23 protein-coding genes are annotated in these 16,690 nt (G+C 63.0%); 13 read left to right on the top strand and 10 right to left on the bottom strand.

What is annotated here, in order from left to right; genetic code table 11:
- Window positions 1-148 precede the first annotated feature (148 nt).
- Together ACWGS9_RS18340 and ACWGS9_RS18335 are read right to left on the bottom strand one after the other, a co-directional pair.
- Window positions 149-511, bottom strand: coding sequence for a hypothetical protein (locus ACWGS9_RS18340; RefSeq protein ID WP_454506571.1), 363 nt, complete (start codon window positions 509-511; stop codon window positions 149-151).
- Between the two features lie 216 nt (window positions 512-727).
- On the bottom strand, window positions 728-1,174 hold the full coding sequence (locus ACWGS9_RS18335; RefSeq protein WP_454506570.1) for a YcgN family cysteine cluster protein: 447 nt from the start codon (window positions 1,172-1,174) through the stop codon (window positions 728-730).
- A 195-nt stretch (window positions 1,175-1,369) separates the two neighbouring features.
- Between ACWGS9_RS18335 and ACWGS9_RS18330 the strand changes: the two genes are divergently transcribed.
- From ACWGS9_RS18330 to ACWGS9_RS18315, 4 genes are all read left to right on the top strand, one after another.
- Complete coding sequence (locus ACWGS9_RS18330; protein ID WP_454506569.1) at window positions 1,370-3,778, top strand: OmpA family protein; 2,409 nt, start codon at window positions 1,370-1,372, stop codon at window positions 3,776-3,778.
- A 300-nt stretch (window positions 3,779-4,078) separates the two neighbouring features.
- A complete protein-coding gene (locus ACWGS9_RS18325) occupies window positions 4,079-4,624 on the top strand; it encodes a TIGR00645 family protein (RefSeq protein WP_454506568.1) in 546 nt (181 codons plus the stop codon).
- A gap of 28 nt (window positions 4,625-4,652) precedes the next feature.
- Complete coding sequence (locus ACWGS9_RS18320; RefSeq protein WP_454506567.1) at window positions 4,653-4,889, top strand: type II toxin-antitoxin system ParD family antitoxin; 237 nt, start codon at window positions 4,653-4,655, stop codon at window positions 4,887-4,889.
- Window positions 4,886-5,179, top strand: a complete 294-nt coding sequence (locus ACWGS9_RS18315; RefSeq protein WP_454506566.1) for a type II toxin-antitoxin system RelE/ParE family toxin — start codon at window positions 4,886-4,888, stop codon at window positions 5,177-5,179. The genes ACWGS9_RS18320 and ACWGS9_RS18315 overlap by 4 nt, the downstream gene beginning before the upstream one ends.
- 1 nt (window position 5,180) lies before the next feature.
- Here ACWGS9_RS18315 and ACWGS9_RS18310 read toward each other — a convergent pair whose 3' ends face one another.
- On the bottom strand, window positions 5,181-6,047 hold the full coding sequence (locus tag ACWGS9_RS18310; RefSeq protein WP_454506565.1) for an SDR family oxidoreductase: 867 nt from the start codon (window positions 6,045-6,047) through the stop codon (window positions 5,181-5,183).
- Between the two features lie 160 nt (window positions 6,048-6,207).
- Here ACWGS9_RS18310 and ACWGS9_RS18305 point away from each other — a divergent pair, with 160 nt between their 5' ends.
- A complete protein-coding gene (locus ACWGS9_RS18305; protein WP_454506564.1) occupies window positions 6,208-6,471 on the top strand; it encodes a type II toxin-antitoxin system VapB family antitoxin in 264 nt (87 codons plus the stop codon).
- Window positions 6,468-6,857 carry a type II toxin-antitoxin system VapC family toxin gene (locus ACWGS9_RS18300; protein WP_454506563.1) on the top strand — a complete coding sequence of 130 codons (390 nt, stop codon included), beginning with the start codon at window positions 6,468-6,470 and terminating at the stop codon, window positions 6,855-6,857. Before ACWGS9_RS18305 ends, ACWGS9_RS18300 begins: the two co-directional genes overlap by 4 nt.
- A gap of 4 nt (window positions 6,858-6,861) precedes the next feature.
- Here ACWGS9_RS18300 and ACWGS9_RS18295 read toward each other — a convergent pair whose 3' ends face one another.
- A complete protein-coding gene (locus tag ACWGS9_RS18295) occupies window positions 6,862-7,509 on the bottom strand; it encodes a helix-turn-helix transcriptional regulator (protein WP_454506562.1) in 648 nt (215 codons plus the stop codon).
- Between the two features lie 8 nt (window positions 7,510-7,517).
- Entirely contained in the window at window positions 7,518-8,393 is an 876-nt protein-coding gene (locus ACWGS9_RS18290) for a S1C family serine protease (RefSeq protein ID WP_454506561.1), read from the bottom strand.
- 217 nt (window positions 8,394-8,610) lie between these two features.
- Here ACWGS9_RS18290 and ACWGS9_RS18285 point away from each other — a divergent pair, with 217 nt between their 5' ends.
- Window positions 8,611-9,558 (top strand): S1C family serine protease, encoded by a 948-nt coding sequence (locus ACWGS9_RS18285; protein ID WP_454506560.1) that lies wholly within the window; start codon window positions 8,611-8,613, stop codon window positions 9,556-9,558.
- A 74-nt stretch (window positions 9,559-9,632) separates the two neighbouring features.
- Here the strand turns inward: ACWGS9_RS18285 and ACWGS9_RS18280 are convergent, their stop codons facing one another.
- Window positions 9,633-10,058 (bottom strand): VOC family protein, encoded by a 426-nt coding sequence (locus tag ACWGS9_RS18280; protein ID WP_454506559.1) that lies wholly within the window; start codon window positions 10,056-10,058, stop codon window positions 9,633-9,635.
- 65 nt (window positions 10,059-10,123) lie between these two features.
- Here ACWGS9_RS18280 and ACWGS9_RS18275 point away from each other — a divergent pair, with 65 nt between their 5' ends.
- Entirely contained in the window at window positions 10,124-10,744 is a 621-nt protein-coding gene (locus ACWGS9_RS18275) for a TetR/AcrR family transcriptional regulator (RefSeq protein WP_454506558.1), read from the top strand.
- Here ACWGS9_RS18275 and ACWGS9_RS18270 read toward each other — a convergent pair.
- Window positions 10,683-11,639, bottom strand: a complete 957-nt coding sequence (locus ACWGS9_RS18270) for a LysR family transcriptional regulator (protein ID WP_454506557.1) — start codon at window positions 11,637-11,639, stop codon at window positions 10,683-10,685. The genes ACWGS9_RS18275 and ACWGS9_RS18270 overlap by 62 nt on opposite strands.
- A 113-nt stretch (window positions 11,640-11,752) precedes the next feature.
- Here ACWGS9_RS18270 and ACWGS9_RS18265 point away from each other — a divergent pair, with 113 nt between their 5' ends.
- The 3 genes from ACWGS9_RS18265 to ACWGS9_RS18255 are packed head-to-tail and all read left to right on the top strand — an operon-like array spanning window position 11,753 to window position 13,628.
- Entirely contained in the window at window positions 11,753-12,391 is a 639-nt protein-coding gene (locus ACWGS9_RS18265) for an FMN-dependent NADH-azoreductase (protein ID WP_454506556.1), read from the top strand.
- Between the two features lie 22 nt (window positions 12,392-12,413).
- Entirely contained in the window at window positions 12,414-12,674 is a 261-nt protein-coding gene (locus ACWGS9_RS18260; protein WP_454506555.1) for an ABC transporter permease family protein, read from the top strand.
- Window positions 12,675-12,695: 21 nt separating this feature from the next.
- A complete protein-coding gene (locus ACWGS9_RS18255; RefSeq protein ID WP_454506554.1) occupies window positions 12,696-13,628 on the top strand; it encodes a beta-keto acid cleavage family enzyme in 933 nt (310 codons plus the stop codon).
- Between the two features lie 47 nt (window positions 13,629-13,675).
- On the opposite strand, the gene ACWGS9_RS18250 is transcribed toward ACWGS9_RS18255, so the two are convergent.
- Window positions 13,676-13,969: an HlyU family transcriptional regulator gene (locus tag ACWGS9_RS18250; protein ID WP_454506553.1), complete on the bottom strand. Its 294-nt coding sequence runs from the start codon at window positions 13,967-13,969 to the stop codon at window positions 13,676-13,678.
- 126 nt (window positions 13,970-14,095) lie between these two features.
- Window positions 14,096-14,767, bottom strand: a complete 672-nt coding sequence (locus ACWGS9_RS18245; protein ID WP_454506552.1) for a TetR/AcrR family transcriptional regulator — start codon at window positions 14,765-14,767, stop codon at window positions 14,096-14,098.
- A gap of 175 nt (window positions 14,768-14,942) precedes the next feature.
- Here ACWGS9_RS18245 and ACWGS9_RS18240 point away from each other — a divergent pair, with 175 nt between their 5' ends.
- On the top strand, window positions 14,943-15,620 hold the full coding sequence (locus ACWGS9_RS18240) for a PspA/IM30 family protein (protein ID WP_454506551.1): 678 nt from the start codon (window positions 14,943-14,945) through the stop codon (window positions 15,618-15,620).
- A 42-nt stretch (window positions 15,621-15,662) separates the two neighbouring features.
- Window positions 15,663-15,923, top strand: coding sequence for a YiaA/YiaB family inner membrane protein (locus ACWGS9_RS18235; protein WP_095817392.1), 261 nt, complete (start codon window positions 15,663-15,665; stop codon window positions 15,921-15,923).
- Window positions 15,924-16,003: 80 nt separating this feature from the next.
- Here the strand turns inward: ACWGS9_RS18235 and ACWGS9_RS18230 are convergent, their stop codons facing one another.
- Window positions 16,004-16,678, bottom strand: coding sequence for a PadR family transcriptional regulator (locus ACWGS9_RS18230; protein WP_454506550.1), 675 nt, complete (start codon window positions 16,676-16,678; stop codon window positions 16,004-16,006).
- Between the last annotated feature and the right edge of the window lie 12 nt (window positions 16,679-16,690).

The following is a 16,690-nucleotide window of genomic DNA, read 5'->3' as shown; positions in this document are numbered from 1 at the left end:
TCAGGTCCTGCAGGCGATCCTCGCAGAGGATCGTCCTTTCAGCTCATCTATGTTTTGGGATTGATCTTCGCTCAAGATCCTATCCAAATGATCCTCGCAGAGGAGCATGCTTACAGGCGATCTTCGCGGAGGATCGTCCTTTCCAGCCTCAGCGATAGATGATCGGACAGCCGCGCTCATTGGCGAAGACCACCACCACGCGGTCGCCATATTGACGGCCGGCCACCTTCACCGTGCGGCGGCTGATGTCGACGACGCGGGCGCGGTGCAGGCCCATGCGTTCGGCCTTGCCGAGCGCGCGATCCGGCGAGCAGCCGCGCCAGTCGCGGTCGCGGTCGCGGCGCCAGTCGCGGCGGCCATAGTCATCGTCACCGCCGGTATAAACGCCGAAACGCGGATCGTGCCTGTCCCCGAAACCGAGATAGAGGCTGTCCGCATGCGCCGGGACGGCAGCGAGCGTGCCAAGCCCGACAAGGGCCGAAAGGGCTGCCGTCTTGATCATGTTGAACATCGTCTTCTCTCCTTGTTGTGGGCTTTCGCCCCTCACACTGATGATTGGCGAACCAATGATTGGAAAATGCCTTTTTGTGTATGAACTTTCTGCGAACCGGCCATTCATGTCCGGTTCATGTAAGCGCGAACCCGTCAGGGTTCGTCGCTCGCGACCTCAGGGTTCGTCGCCAAACACGAACACGTCAGTGTTCGTCATCATCAAAATGCGAACTCGTCAGGGTTCGTCATCAAGTATATAGTCAAAATAGTCGTCCGGCTCGGCCAGGTCGGTTTCCTTGGCCTTCACACGGCCTCGGATTGAAATGCCGGCTTCGTGCACGGTCTGCGCACTTCCCGAAACAAGTCGGTGCCACCAATAGAGATCACGGCCTTCGGCGACCAACCGGTAAGCGCAGGTTTTTGGCAGCCAGGTGATAGTGCGCACATTCTGCGGCGTCAGCCCGACGCAGTCGGGCACCCGCGCCAGGCGGTTCGCATAGTCCGAGCAGCGGCAGTTTTCGGCATCGAACAGCCGGCAGCCAACGCTGGTCCAGAAGATTTCGCCCGTATCCTCGTCCTCGAGCTTCGACAGGCAGCATTTGCCGCAGCCGTCGCAAAGCGATTCCCATTCGGCCGGGGTCATCGCCTCAAGCGTTTTGGTTTTCCAGAATGGTGCTGTCATTTCGCTGGATTTGGCCCTCCGCGGCCTTCCGGTCAAGCACTGCTGTCACAGAGACTCAGTATCAACATTGGAAAATCACGAAATTGCCTTCAAAAGGCCGGCCAGGCATCCTTGGCTGGCGCCAATGCCTGACGGAACCAATTGCGGTTGATGAAAGTTTGGGCAGGGATGGGACCCCACTAGGAGAAAATTGATATGAAACGCCAACCACGGATTCTGGCGGGCACTGCAATCGGCCTGCTTATGGCATCCGCGCCGTTGGGCGCGTACCCGTTGCAGGGGGGTGTCGCTTCCGGCAGCCTGCACCGCGCACCGCTCGTCCTCGCGCAGGCTGCCTGCGCCGAAGGCCAGTCGGCCGAGGAATGCGCGCAGGGCGGTCAGGAACAGCCGCGGAAAAAGAAGCGCGAACAGCAGCAGCAAAGCGAATCGGCGCCGGCAGCCGAGCAAGCCGCGCCCGCCGAGACCGAGCAGAAGCCGCGCAAGAAGCGGCAAGAGCAGCAGCAGATGGATAACGGCCAGTCCGGGGAAGCTGCCCCGGCCGAGCAGCAGTTGAAGCCGCGCAAGAAACGCGACCAACAGCAGCAGATCGAGGCCGCGCCAGCCGATCAGGGCGGCCAGCCTGCGACCGGAGAACAGCCGATCAAGCCACGCAAGAAGCGCGATCAGCAGCAGCAGATCGAGGCCGCGCCCGCCGACCAGAGCGGCCAGCCTGCCACCGACGAGCAGCAGCCGCGCAAGAAGAAGCACAACCAGCAGGCCGAATCGCCGGCTGAGCAACCGGCCGAGCAGGTCGCCCCGGACCAACAGCAGCAACTGCGCAAGAAGAAGCTAAATCAGCAGCAGAGCGAGACGGCCCCGGCCGAGCAGGTCGCCCCGGACCAGCAGCAGCAACTGCGCAAGAAGAAGCTCAATCAGCAGCAGGGCGAGACGGCCCCGGCCGAGCAGGTCGCCCCCGACCAGCAGCAGCCAGGCAAGAAGCAGCTCAATCAGCAGCAGGGCGAGACGGCCCCGGCCGAGCAGGTCGCCCCCGACCAGCAGCAGCCAGGCAAGAAGAAGCTCAATCAGCAGCAGGAAGCCGCGCCGGCGGAACAGCCGTCAGAACAGCCGGCAAATGACAACCAGCCTGGAAAGAAACGCAAGCAGGGCCAGCAACCTGTCGAGCAAGGCCAAGCCCCCGCCGAACAGGCACCCGCAGCGCAGGGCTCTGGCAAGCTCAAGCCGTTGCCGGTTCCGGGAACCGAACAGGCACCTGCCGGGACCGAGCAGGCGCCGGCTCAAGAGGAACAGCCTTCGAACCAGAACAAGAGGCAAGCCAAGAAACCGCTGATCGAGCAGCCCGCAACGGGGCAGCAGCAGCCTGCCACAGGCGAACAGCCGGCCAATAACAATCAGCCCACGACTGGCGGCAATGCCGCGCAGGGCGAAGCTCCCGCCAACCCGAACGAAGCGCCTGTCCTCGACAGCCAGAAGGACGTCCTGCGCAGGCACAAGGGCCGCCAGCCGGCCAGCCAGAACGAGAATGGCCAGGTCCAGCAAGGCGGCAACCAGGCCGAACAGCAAGGTGGCCAGCAGACGCCGAAGCCGGCTCCGGTCAATCAGGGCCCGCCGCCCACCGACGACAAGTCGGCGCAGCAGGCGATCAAGCCCGAGAAGATCGCTCCTGTTATCGAGGAGAAGGGCAAGCGCGTCGAACTCACGCCCCAGGAGATTGTGCGCGATCGCCGCCGGCCGCAGGGCGCGGACGTGGTGAAGCAGCTCGGCGACCGCGTGATCCTCCAGTTCAACAACCAGACGTTCGTGGAAAGCAACGAGGCTCCTCGCATCACGCGCGGCGCCAGGGATGTCTACTACGAGGATCTTTCGGGCGGCCGCACCCGCGAAACCGTCGAGCGCGAGAACGGCATCCAGATCGTCACCATCCGCAACCGCAATGGCGACGTCATCAGGCGATCGCGCATAACGCCGGACGGCCGCGAATATGTGCTGAGCTATGTCGACGAGCGCTACTACAATGATGTCGACGAATGGCGCGATCCGGGCGACGACCTGCCGCCGATGCGGCTGGACATCCCGCGCCGGGACTACATCCTCGATTCGCAGGATGTGCAGGGCCCCGACGACTACTACACCTTCCTGGAGCAGCCGCCGGTGGAAAGGGTGCAGCGCCTCTACTCGATCGACGAGGTCAAGCGCTCGGCCCGCGTGCGCGACATCGCCCGCCGCATCGATCTCGACACGCTGAACTTCGACTTCGGCTCTGCGACGATATCCGATACCGAGGTGCAGAAGCTCGATGGCGTCGCCAGCGCCATGGAGAAGCTGCTCAAGAAGAACCCGGCGGAGACCTTCCTGATCGAAGGCCATACCGACGCCGTCGGCACGACGGAGGCGAACCTCGCTCTGTCGGACCGGCGCGCCGAAGCGGTGGCCGAAGCGCTCACCAACGCTTTCGGCATCCCGGCCGAGAACCTGACAACGCAGGGCTATGGCGAGGAATATCTCAAGGTGAACACGCCCGGTCCGAACCGTGAGAACCGTCGTGTCGCCATCCGCCGCATCACCTCGCTGGTGGCGCCGGTGGCAAGCAACAGCGACCAGCAATGATCGTATGATTTCAATATCCTGATCGGATTTTTGGAATCACCGCGTAAGATGAAGGCCCGTCCGCTCCGGACGGGCCTTTTTCCCTGCCGGCTCAAGAAGAATTGTCCCGCCGAACCCGCCCTGCTCATTGAATCGCCGCATTGCGACACCCAGATTCAAAGCAGGGCGTTCCCTGCCCTGTCCCGACTCCAGCGGGACACATTGAGCCCCGCCGGGTCCCTCCCGGCGGGGCTTTTTTTGTCTTGAAAACCGGTCCTATCTGGCCGAAATACGACCTAACAAGAATTGCCGGAACACCTTATGAAGCGTCTCGAACTCGCCATCGAATCCGTTATCCTGGCCTCGCGCTGGCTGCTGGTCGTCTTCTATCTCGGGCTCGGCGTAGCGCTGGCGATCTACGCGCTCTCTTTCGGCAAGAAGCTGTACGAGTTCGTGATGAGCGCCTTCACGCTCGGCGACACCGACACGATCCTGAAGATGCTGGGCTTGATCGACGCCGCCCTCGTCGCCTCGCTGGTGGTGATGGTGATCATCTCGGGCTACGAGAATTTCGTCAGCCGCTTCGACGAGCAGGACGGCGAGGTCCACTGGCTGGGAACGATCGATGTCGGCTCGCTGAAGGTCAAGGTCGCCTCGACCATCGTCGCGATCTCCTCCATCCACCTTTTGCAGGTGTTCCTGAATTCCGTGTCCTACACGACCGACCAGTTGATGTGGCTGACCATCATCCACCTCGCCTTCGTCGTTTCGGCGCTGATGCTGGCCTATATCGACCGCGTGATGGCGCTGGCTAAAGGCAAGAAGGCTGAAGAATTGGCTAGGCTTGTCAGCTTGACCGTACCTTGATACCATCTATTGGTATTGGAGATGAGAGATGTCCAAAAACACCTCCGTGACCCTTGGCGATCAGTATGATGCCTTCATCCAGCGGCAGATAGCGAAAGGCCGCTTCGGCTCGGCGAGTGAAACCGTCCGTGCCGGTCTTCGCCTTCTTGAAGAACAGGAATTGAAGCTCGAGCAGCTGCGTGCCGCTATCGACGATGGAGACATGTCGGGCAACCCTGAGCCGTTCGACATTGAGGCGTTTCTCAAGGCAAAGAAACGCGGATGAAAAGAACGGTCCGGTTTTCGCCAAAGGCGAGGCGGGACCTTGATGGTGTATGGGATGATTCGCTGAGCCAGTGGGGCGCAGAGCGGGCAGAAGCCTACATCCGCTCCATCCATTCCACGATGAATCTGATAGACCAGTTTCCGGCGATAGCGCGGAACGCCTCGGATATCCGACCTGGCCTGCTGAAATATTCAGTCGGCTCTCACGTGGTATATCTGCGGATGAGTGAGCAATCCATTGATGTTGTGCGCATTTTGCATCAACAGATGGATTACCCCAGACACCTTTAGCCTAGAAAGCTCGCGTTATCTTCGTGTCCGAATTGGCGAACACCTCGTCGGGAACAAAGAAATCGCCCGCAAGCGCCCCCTCGGCGCCCGGCGCATAGACCGAAAAGTCCGTAACGCCTTCGGCTCGCAGCACCTCTTCGTCGATGTAGAAATTGCCTGTCGCCTCGCGCGACGGGCGCATGAAGATCGCATGCGCCGCGTCGGCCATGATGTCGGGCGAGCGGCTCATCGCCGCCACCGTCGCGCCGCCCAGAAGATTGCGCACGGCGGCCGTATCAATGGTCGAGATCGGCCACAGCGAATTGACCGCGATGCCATCCTTGGCAAACTCGGCGCTCATGCCAATCGTGCACATCGACATGCCGAACTTGGCCATGGTGTAGGCGACGTGGTTCTTGAACCACTTGGCCTTCATGTCGAGCGGCGGCGCCAGATTCAGGATATGAGGATTCTTTGCCAACTTAAGCTGGGGGATGCACATTTTGGAGACCAGGAACGTGCCGCGCGTGTTGATCTGGTGCATCAGATCGTAGCGCTTCATGTCGGTCTCCAGCGTCCCGGTCAGCTGAATGGCGCTGGCATTGTTGACGCAGATGTCGATGCCGCCGAACCGCTCGGTCGTCTTGGCCACCGCGTCGGCGACCTGAGCCTCGTCGCGTATGTCGCAAAGCGCCGGCAGCGCCTTGCCGCCGGCCTGCTCGATCTCCTCGGCAGCGCTGTAGATCGTACCCGGCAGCTTCGGATGCGGCTCGGCGGTCTTGGCCGCGATCGTCACATTGGCGCCGTCGCGCGCAGCCCGCAGCGCGATCGCCAGCCCGATACCGCGCGATCCGCCCGAGATGAACAGCGTCTTTCCGTTGAGCGACATCCTTCGCCTCCCTGTCTTTCCTCGGTGAAATCCTTGCCCGCACCGGCCCGCGGACACAAGGGCGCGCGTATATAGTCCGTGATGACGCAGCGGAGCCTCGCCGCCTTGCCGAACCCCGGCGTAGAGAGTATATATTCTATACAGAAAGGTAGAATATAGAATGGCACTGTCGATCAAGAACATCGAAGTCGAGCAACTGGCACGGGAGCTTGCCCGCCGCCGCCGCGTGTCCGTGACCGAAGCGATCCGCCAGTCGCTCGAACGCGAAGTCGCGCGCGAGCGGCTGGTGCCGCGGCCGAAAGAATCTGATCTGCTGACCAAGCTTAGGGAGATTTCTGATCAAGCGGGTCGTATTCCGCGAATTTCCGACATGACCGATGATGAGATCCTTGGTTACGATGAACTCGGAATCCCTACGCGATGATTGTCGACTCGTCGGCGATCGTTGCCATTCTGCGAGCGGAAAGCGACCGCGATATCTACCTTTCTGCCATAGATAGGGCCAACCAATGCAAAATCCCGGCGCCGACCCTCGTCGAGACGACGATGGTCCTCGCTGGAGCGCATGGTGCCGACATGATGGATAAATTGGACGCCTTCCTGCGCGCGGCTTCGATCGAGACCATTGCCTTCACCGCCGAGCATGCCGCCGTCGCGCGCCAAGCCTTCCTGCGCTACGGCAAAGGCCGTCATCCCGCGGCGTTGAACTTTGGCGACTGCATCGCTTACGCCACCGCCCGGCTCGAAGCGATGCCGCTGCTGTTCAAGGGTGAAGATTTTCGGCTGACCGATATCGAACCGGCCATTTGAGGCATCACACCAGCACCAATCCCTGCCGCATCGCAATCGCGATCGCGTCGGTGCGATTGGCGGCGCCGAGCTTGATCAAAATGGCGGCGACATGGAACTTCGCCGTATGCACCGAGATGTTGAGTCGGCGGGCGATGACCTTGTTCGGCGCGCCTTCGGCCAGAAGTGCCAGTACTTCCGCCTCGCGCGGCGACAAGGCCGCGCGAGGATGGTTGTCGTCGGGCGTCTCCTCCTCGGACAGTTCGCCGTGGAATTCGCCATCAGAGGCGACCTCCGACGGCTCCGCCCGCCTAACGCGATAGCCTGACGCCGCCAACCGCAAGGCGGCGGCAATCAGCAGGCCGTCGGCCAAGGTCGGCAACACGGCAAGCACGTTGGCGGGCAGTTGTTCGCTGCCGGCGCGCCGCGAGAGCAGAACGACAGGCGTGGTCGAGCCGATGGCGCGGTTTGCCAATGCCGTCTCGTCGGTCACCGCGACATCCGCTGCCTGGCCGGTGCTGCTTCCAGCCAGCATCGGCAGCAGATCGTCGCTGGCCGCAAGCGCGTCAGTCAGTTGCTCGGCGCGCGCAGCGTCGCCGAGCGCGATCAGCACCGTCAGCCGGTGGGTTGCCGGCTGCGATCGCTCGATAGTTTGCGCTGCGCTGTTCGCCATCGGCCCTCTCAGCTCAGCGGCTTCTCGCCGATTGTGATCGACACGTCGCGCTGCACGCCGCCGCTCGATACGCCGAGCGTCACGGTGGTGCCGGCGCTGTCCGGCCCGAGCTTGCGGATAAGCTCGCGCGGGCCATGCACGGGCTCGCCATTCCAGGCGACGACGATATCGCCGACATGCAGGCCGGCGGCCTTGGCCGGACCACTGTCGTCGAGGCTCATCACCATGGCGCCTTTCGTGTCGCCATTGCGGATCGGATGCAGCCCTGCACCAAGATAGCCGCGCGCGACGTGCCCCTTCTCGCGCAGCGTCGCCACCGCTCGCTCGATCGTCTCATAGGGCATCACCAGCGCGCGCCTGCGCGGTCCGAACAAGAGCATGCCGATCAGGCCACCCTTGGCGTCGAGCACCGGGCCGCCCTCGAAGCGCCCGCCGGTGTTGATGGCGAGGTTGATGCGCCGGTCGATCGTGCCGCCGCGCATCGATCGCCAGGCCGGCCCGACCTCGCCGACCGTGCCAAAGACCGCAAGCGCGGCGCCGTCACTGTTGCCGACGGCAATAGCCAGGTTGCCGGGGCGTACAGCGCCGGCCTGCGCCAGTTGCGGCAGACCGGCGGCAGCGGAAGCCGGCTTCAGCAGGGCAACGCCCGTCGAAGGATCGCGCCCGACGAGTTCGGCCTTGACGGTCTCGCCCGAGGCCAGTGTCAGCTCGATCTCCTCACCGGCCTCGACCGCTTCCTCGGCGGTGACAAGCAAGCCGTCGCGCCAGTGGAAGGCGCTCGCGGTGCGGTGATGGTGCGTGGTAAAACTCGCCAGCGCCGGAGCAGCGGTAGCCGCTACGTCGGCAATGGCTTCGGAAAAGGCACTCAGGTTGAAGTCGCTCATAAGAATATCTCCTGGGTTCGGTGCCCCAGATATCGCTCCGTAGCGCCGTCGCGGGTACTCGCCTGACGGCTAGTCGCCGGCCGGACTGGCCATGTGGTCAGGTCGCGGCGCCTGCGGCTGCTCCGCACATATAGTGCGTGTCGCCCAAAAGTGCTTAGCGGTTTTGGGGCAACGACACGCACCTAGGAAAAACATCATTCCACATGGGAACACACCGATGGCTTTAGTGGCCGAAAAACTTCCACCCGACGACATCCTGCTCGATGCCTATTCGGCATCCGTCGCCGACGCAGTCGATCGCATCGGCCCGGCCGTCTGCCGCATCGAGCGCATCGGCGCCGGCGGCCATGGCTCCGGCTTCGTCATTGCTCAGGACGGGCTGGTCGTCACCAACTTCCACGTCGTCGGCGATGCGCGCGCCGTGCGCGTCACGATGCCGGATGGCGCCACTCGCGAAGGCCGTGTGCTTGGCCGCGATCCCGACACCGATATCGCGCTGGTGCGCGCCGACGGAAACTTTGCCGATGTCGCGCCGCTTGGCGATTCCAAGCGGCTGCGCCGAGGCCAGATCGCGATTGCGATCGGCAATCCGCTCGGCTTCGAGTGGACCGTCACCGCCGGCGTCGTATCTGCGCTCGGCCGCTCGATGCGCGCCTCGACCGGCCGGCTGATCGACGACGTCATCCAGACCGATGCCGCGCTCAATCCCGGCAATTCCGGTGGTCCGCTGGTGTCGTCGGCGGGCGAGGTGATCGGCGTCAACACGGCCATGATCCACGGCGCGCAAGGCATTGCCTTCGCGGTCGCCTCCAACACCGCCAATTTCGTCATCTCCGAGATCATCCGCTTCGGCCGCGTGCGGCGTGCCTTCATCGGTATCTCGGCCGACACGACCAACCTGCCGCGCCGGGCGGCACTCTTGTCGCAGGTGACTACGAACACGGCAGTGCGCCTGCGCAGCGTCGAGAAGAACGGCCCCGCCGCAATGGCCGGACTGAAGGAAGGCGACATCATCGCCGCCATCGACGGCCGGCCGGTTACCGGCGTTGACGATCTCGTGCGCATGCTCGACGCCGAGCGCATCGGCCGCGAGACGCTTTGCACCGTCGTGCGCCGCACCGGCGTCAGCCAAGTGGCGGTGACGCCCGTGGCAAGGAACGGCTAGGCCGTCGCCTCCGGCTCAAAGAGACAGAGCATGATGTCGTCCGAAAACCGCTTCACACTTTTCGGCATCATGCTCTAGCCGGCTGTTGATCCGTCGACAAATTGCACCTGAAATTCGGGGCTGAGCGGGATCGGCTTGATGACGTCGATCAGCACCCCGTTCGGATCCTTGGTGATGAAATGGCGCTGGCCGAAGGGCTCGTCTCGCAGCGGACACAGAATCGGCAGGCCGGCCGAGACAATGCGTTGGTACACCGCATCGGGATCGCGGACCTCGAAATTGATCAGCAGGCCAAAAGTGCGGCCGCGTCCCTCTTCTGGGATCGTCTCATGGTCGCCGTGAACGATGCCGAGATTGACGCGGCGATCCTCGGCCGACTGCAGATGCACATACCAGTCGCTCTCAAACAGCGATTTGAAGCGAAAATGCTCGACATAAAAGACAGCCGTGCCCGCGACATCGCCGGTCATCAGCACTGGATAATAGCTTGTCGTCTTCATCTTTCTTTCTCCCATCGCATAACATACAGTTTGTATGTAAATGAGATAACATACAGGCTGCATGTATGCAAATGGAATCCGGGCGCCGCTCCAACCGTGATCGCACCGAGGCGACGCGCGCCGACCTGATCCGCGCTGCACGAAGACTGTTCACTGAAAAATCCTATGCCGAGACGGGCACGCCGGAGATCGTCGCGGCGGCCGGAGTGACACGCGGCGCACTCTACCACCATTTCGCCGACAAACAGGCATTGTTCGCCGCCGTGGTCGAGCAGGAAGCGGAGATCGTGGCAGCGGAGGTGGACCGCGCCTCACCGTCCGCTCTTTCTGCCCGCGACGCGCTGATTGCCGGATCGGACGCCTATCTGGAGGCGATGCGCGCGCCCGGCCGCACGCGGCTTCTGCTGCTCGACGGCCCGGCCGTGCTCGGCCGCGCCGCCATGGACGAGATCGACAACCGTCACGGCAACCGATCGCTGCGCGAGGGGCTTGTCGCCGCGATGCGCGCGCAAGCAATGACGAGATTGCCGGTCGGGGCGCTGACCGCCCTTCTGGCCGCTGCCTTCGATCGGGCGGCGCTGGCCATCGAGGCTGGCAACTCGCCCGAGGATTACCGCACTGTTCTCATGTCGTTGATTGACGGGCTGGCTCCGGCTCGGTCGCGAAGCCCGGCTCGAACTCGTTGAAACAGCCGAGCTCGCGCTTGAACTGATCGATCAGCCAGGCAGCCACCGGTTTCGGGCTGCGATCGTTGCGGTGCATGGCAAACAGTGGGGCGCTCGTCTCCCTGTACGGTTCTAGATCGAGTTCGACCAGTCGACCGCTCGCCAAATCGTCGGCGATTAGCCAGCGCGGCAGCCCGCCCCAACCCAGTCCCGCGCGCATAAGCGTGTGCTTGGTGCGCATGTCGGTGAGCCGCCAGGTTCGGTAGGCAAAGACGCCGTAGTCGCGCCCCTTGGTGCGCTCCGACTGGTCGGTGACGACAAGCTGGGTGTATTCGCGCACGTCCTCCAGCGCCACCGGCTTCGGCAGTCGCGCAAGCGGATGGTCGGGCGTGGCGGCTGGCACCATCGACATGAAACCGATCGCCACAAGATGCACGTCGTTGACGACCTCGCCCAGCAGACCGCTGACGCCGAGATCGGCCTGCCCGCTGAGGACGTTATCCGGGATCAGGCCGAGCGAGCCGACGTGCAGACGCAGCATCACCGTCGGGAATTGCTCCTCGAACGCCCTTAGCACCCGCACGAGCACCGGCGACGGCAGCGCCACGTCGACGGACAGCGCGACCTCGACCTCGAGCCCCTGATTGTAGCCGTCGGCGCGCGAGCGGATGCGCTGCAGGACGTCGATCATGCGCCTTGCATCCTCAAGCATCGCTTTGCCGACATCGGTCAACTGCGGTTCACGCACCCCTTCGCGCTCGAACAGCCTCAGGCCGAGCTGTGCTTCGAGATTGGCGATGCCGTAGCTCACCACCGACTGCGCCCGTTTGAGCTTGCGCCCCGCTGCCGAGAAGCTGCCGGTGTCGGCCACTGCTACCAGGATTTGGAGTTGATCCAAGGTCGGGTTTGGTTGCATGCGTATCATCTATTTTGTTGATGGATTGTATACATATTATACCAGTTTCATGGATAAGGCGGCAATCCCATATTGGCGAGGAAAGTTCAATCCAACCCCAAGGGGACACCGCCATGTCTATTCTTCTCGTTACGTCCAGCCCGCGCGGCGCTGCTTCGCATTCGACCCGCGTCGCCACCGACCTTGCTCAGAAGCTGGTCGCCGCCGATCCGTCCAACACGCTTGTCGTGCGTGATCTGGTTGCCAATCCGCTGCCGCATATCGACCCTGATTACGCCACCGGCATCTACACGCCGGCCGAAGCCCGTACCCCGCGCCAGGCCGAGGTCGTGGGCGTTTCCGATTCCGTGCTCGATGAGCTGTTCGCCGCCGACACCGTGATCCTCGCCACCGGCTTCATCAACTTCAACATCTCCTCGACGTTGAAGTCATGGGTCGACCATGTCGCCCGCTCCGGCAAGAGCTTTGCTTATGGCGAAGGCGGCCCGAAGGGTCTCGTGACCGGCAAGAAGGTCTATATCGTGCTCGCTTCCGGCGGCATCTATTCGGAAGGCGCCGCGGTGCAGATGGACCATGCGGTTCCCTACCTGCGCAGCGTGCTCGGCTTCCTGGGCATGACCGACGTTGACGTCATCCGTGTCGAGGGCGTCGGCATGGGTGCTGATGCCGTCACCGCAGCACTTGCCAAGGCCACCGCCAAGGTCGACGCGATCGCCGCCGCCAATGCGGACCACATCGCTGCAGCTGCATAGTCACTGCTTTTTGGTCTCACGAATGAAAGAGGCAGGCGCCGATCGGCGCCTGCCTCTTTGCATGTCGCCGATCTGGAACGACTTTTTCTTTCCCCTGGTCCTGATCACCTCCGACGATTTGAAGACACTGCCGCAGGGGGCTGACCGTGTTCGTCGGCGAATTCACCACCGACTTGGGGTGCTGTTCACCGGGCTGACACTGGCGGCGCTGCCGATTACGCTGCTCTATGTCGTGCTGTCGAAACAGTTCATTCCCGGCATCGCGCAAGGGGCGGTCAAATAGCGAAGGTCGAGGCAAAACGAAGTGGCAAACCAGAACAAGATCATCATCACCTGCGCGGTCACAGGATCGATCCACACACCGTCAATGTCGCCGCATCTGCCGGTGACGGCGCAAGAGATTGCCACCGCGGCCGTCGAGGCGGCCGAGGCAGGAGCTGCAATCGTCCACCTTCACGCACGCAATCCGGTCGACGGACGCCCCGATCAATCGACCGAGGCCTTCGCCCCGTTCCTGCAAATCATCAAACAGCGCTCCAACTGCGTCGTCAACATCACCACCGGGGGTGCGGCGACGATGAGCGTGGAAGAGCGGGTCAGGCCGGCGAAAGTGTTCGCGCCCGAAGTTGCGTCGCTCAACATGGGATCGATGAATTTCGCGCTGTTCCCGATGCTGGAGCGGTTCAAGACCTTCGAGCATGACTGGGAGCGGCCCTATCTCGAATCGTCGCGCGACCGCATCTTCCGCAACACCTTTGGCGACATCGAGCACATCTTGCGCACTTGCGCCGACAACGGCACGCGTTTCGAGATCGAGTGCTACGACATCGGCCATCTCTACACGCTGGCGCATTTCGTCGAGCGCGGCCTGGTGAAGGCACCTTTTTTCGTGCAGAGCGTGTTCGGCATCCTCGGCGGCATCGGCACGCATCCAGAAGACGTCGCCCACATGAAGCGCACGGCAGATCGCCTGTTCGGCAATGACTATCACTGGTCGGTGCTGGGCGCCGGCCGCCATCAATTGCCGATCGCCACGCAGGCGATCGCGCTCGGCGGCAATGTGCGGGTCGGCCTGGAGGATTCGCTGTGGATCGGCAAGGGCAAGCTCGCCCGCTCCAGCGCCGAACAGGTGACCAAGGTGCGTCAGATCATCGAAGGCCTCGGCGCCTCCATCGCCACGCCCGACGAGGCGCGGCAGATCCTGCAGCTCAAGGGCGGCGACAAGGTCTCGTTCTGATCGAACGGAGAGCAGCGAGCCGGCGGGATCCGAAACCGCTGCGGCAGCTAACCGAACATCCGTTCGCCCTGCTCGTCGACCAACTGGATACCCTTCTTGATCGAGATGTCGACGGCGTCGTCCAGCCCGGCGAAGCGGTCGGCGCGGATGAAGCGGTGTTCCTTCATCACGCCGTCCACTTCCTTCGAGACGACGCCGCAGGTCTGGTACTGGCCCTCGGCCTTGTAGGGCGTCGCGCTGATCAGGAACCCCTTGTGCTCAACCTGCTTCGCCGGCTTGGCAGTGCCGGTCTCCGTCGCCTCACTACTGCCGCCGCCAAAAAGCTTTTTCAGAAAAGACATCTCTCAAAACTCCCATTCCACGTGGACGCCGAGGAATCGCGGCGCCCCTTGTTCACGCAGGCTTAATGCATGTCGCCCACAAGTGCGCAGCGGTTCTGGGACAACGACATGCATCAAGACAAACACTTAAAGCGCGTCGCCTGAATCCGTCTCAGCGCGACGCGCTTTTGTCTCAGCATGCGCGAATGCGCCGCCGCGTTCCAGTCCCTTGACGAAAACGCCGACCAGAAGCTCGACCTGACGCCAGATCTCCTCGGCCTGCCTGCTGTTCGAATTCGCCACATAGCCGCTGGTCACGATGCCGTGCACGCTTGACCACAAGGTTCGGGCCGCAAGCGCGCGGCGGTCGTCGTCGAGGTCGAAATCTCCCGCCTTGAGCACGCCGGCGACGATGTCGAAGAGTGCATCCAGCAGCGCGTCATAGGCATCCGGGCCAGGCCGCGTCGCGCGGCGGCGGTTGAAGGCAAGCACCGCCGGCCAGCTGCCGGGATGCGCCTCGACGAACCGCACATAGGCGGCGGCCATCGCCAGGATGCGATGCCGGACATCGGTTACCCCTTGCCTTTCGAGATCGGCCATGGCCGCCAGGCCCGTCGCGCCGAGCCGGTCGAGCAGCCGCATGTTGACGGCACGGTGCACCTCGTCGAGATCGGCAAAGAGGTTGTAGACGGATCCGACCGAAATGCCGGCTTGCTCGGCGATGCTACGCGCTTTCAGATTGTCGGCGCCGCCCTCGTTGAGCAGCGCCTCGGCAATGGCGAGCACCTTCTCGCTCATTTCTTCCTTGTCCAGCGCCATGCTCTTTCCTGTCCTTGCGCGCGGAACCGGGGCGCCCCGCGCGGATTTCGTTCCATTTGCTTGCGTTTACCATGTCCAGCGCTCCATGAACAGCGTTCAAAATGAGGCTTGAACAATGTTCATTTCCTGCTATGTTGAGCTCGTGAACAACGTTCACAAAACCAGGGAGAAGACCATGCTTAGCCTGATCAAGACATTGCTGGACGGCGCCAGCGCCCGGGCCGAGGACAATCTGAAGGATCGTTTTGCGATCGACCTTCTGGCCCAGCGCATCCGCGACGCGGAGGCGGGCCTCGCAGCCGCCAAGCAGACGCTCGCCTCGCTGATCGTGCGCCAGCGTGCCGAGCAGACCAGCCTCGACCAGCTCGACCGCCGCATCGCCGATCTGGAAACCCGCACGCTCAGCGCGCTTTCCGCCAACAACCAGGCGCTTGCCGAAGGCGGCGCTTCCGCAATCGCCGAACTCGAGAACGAGCGCGAGGTCCGCCGCGCCACGGTCAAAAGCCTCGGCGAGAAGACCTTGCGGATGCGTCTGTCGGTAGAACAGGCGCATCGCCGCATCATCGATCTCAACCAGGGCATGATTTCCGCCAGGGCGATCGATGCCGAACGCAAGGCGCAGTCGCGCCTTAACCGTTCGATCGGCCGCACCGCAAGCCTCAACGAAGCGGAGGAACTGCTGGCCCGCATCAAGGAAAGCAGCGACCCGTTCGAGGAGGCCGGCATCCTCGACGAGATCGACGGCGAGCTGCGCCACGAGGCGATCCGCGACCGCCTCGCCCAAGCAGGTCACGGACCGGCCACCAAGGTGCGCGCTGAGCACGTCCTGGCACGCCTGAAATCCCTGAGTTGAACCCGCAATTTTCCCAAACAATCAAATCCAAGGAGCAATACGATGAACGGCAATCAGACCTATATCCTGTTCAATACGGTGTCCGTGGGCGCAGCCTATTTCATGCTCGGCCTGTCGCTGTGGCTGGCGCCTGTCGATCTCTCGACCAAGGGCTATTGGGCGATGGGCGTCCTCTTGCTCACCGGCAGCCTGGTGAACCTGGTCAAGTACCGCACCGACGAACGCATCTCCGCCGAGACCACCGCCAAGATCGAGAAGGCGCGCAATGAGAAGCTGATCAGCGAATATGTCGGCAAGGAATAATCCCTGCCCATGCCGATCGACGACAGAATGCAAAAAGCCCGGAGTGATCCGGGCTTTTTGGGTTTCCATATGAGAATGCCTTAACGACGTGCCAGCGCCTCGATCGCGTCGGCGGCGTCTTCGAGGATGCTGATCGCCTCGGCCTGCTTGTCTTCCGGCGCGTCGGCGATGTCGCCGAGCGCGGCACGCAGCCGCTGGCGCAGCGCGCGGAACTGGTCGCGCTTTTCCGAACGGCCGCGGCGCCAGCCGCCCTCGTCCTTGTCATCGCCCCAGCCGAACCATTCGCGCGCCGCGGCCATCTTGCGGCCGAACCGCTCGAGATGGTCGAGCACGCTGTCGATCATCTCGCGGTTCTCCTCGAGATGCGCCTTGCCGGCCTCGGTGATCGAAAACACCTTCTTGTTGCCTTCGCTCGAGGACACCGCGTAGCCCGCCTCTTCCAGGAAGGTCAGCGTCGGATAGACCACGCCCGGGCTCGGGCTGTAGATGCCGCTGGTGCGCTCTTCCAGCGCCTTGATGATGTCGTAGCCGTGGCGCGGCGCATCGGCCAGAAGCGACAGCGTGATCAGCTTGAGATCGCCGTCGGCCAGCATGCGCCCGGCGCGGAACATGTCGCCCGGCCCGCCGCGTCCACCGCCCCTGCCGCCATGGCCGAACGGACCGAAGCCGCCGCCGCGGCCGCCGAATTTGCCGGCCATGTGCATGAACATGCGCTCGCCGAAGTGGTTGTGCCCGGAATGATTATGCCTGTGCATGGGTTGCTCCTG

The sequence above is a fragment of the Mesorhizobium sp. Arg314 genome, from assembly GCF_053714275.1.
This window is presented reverse-complemented; position numbering and strand designations above follow the sequence as displayed.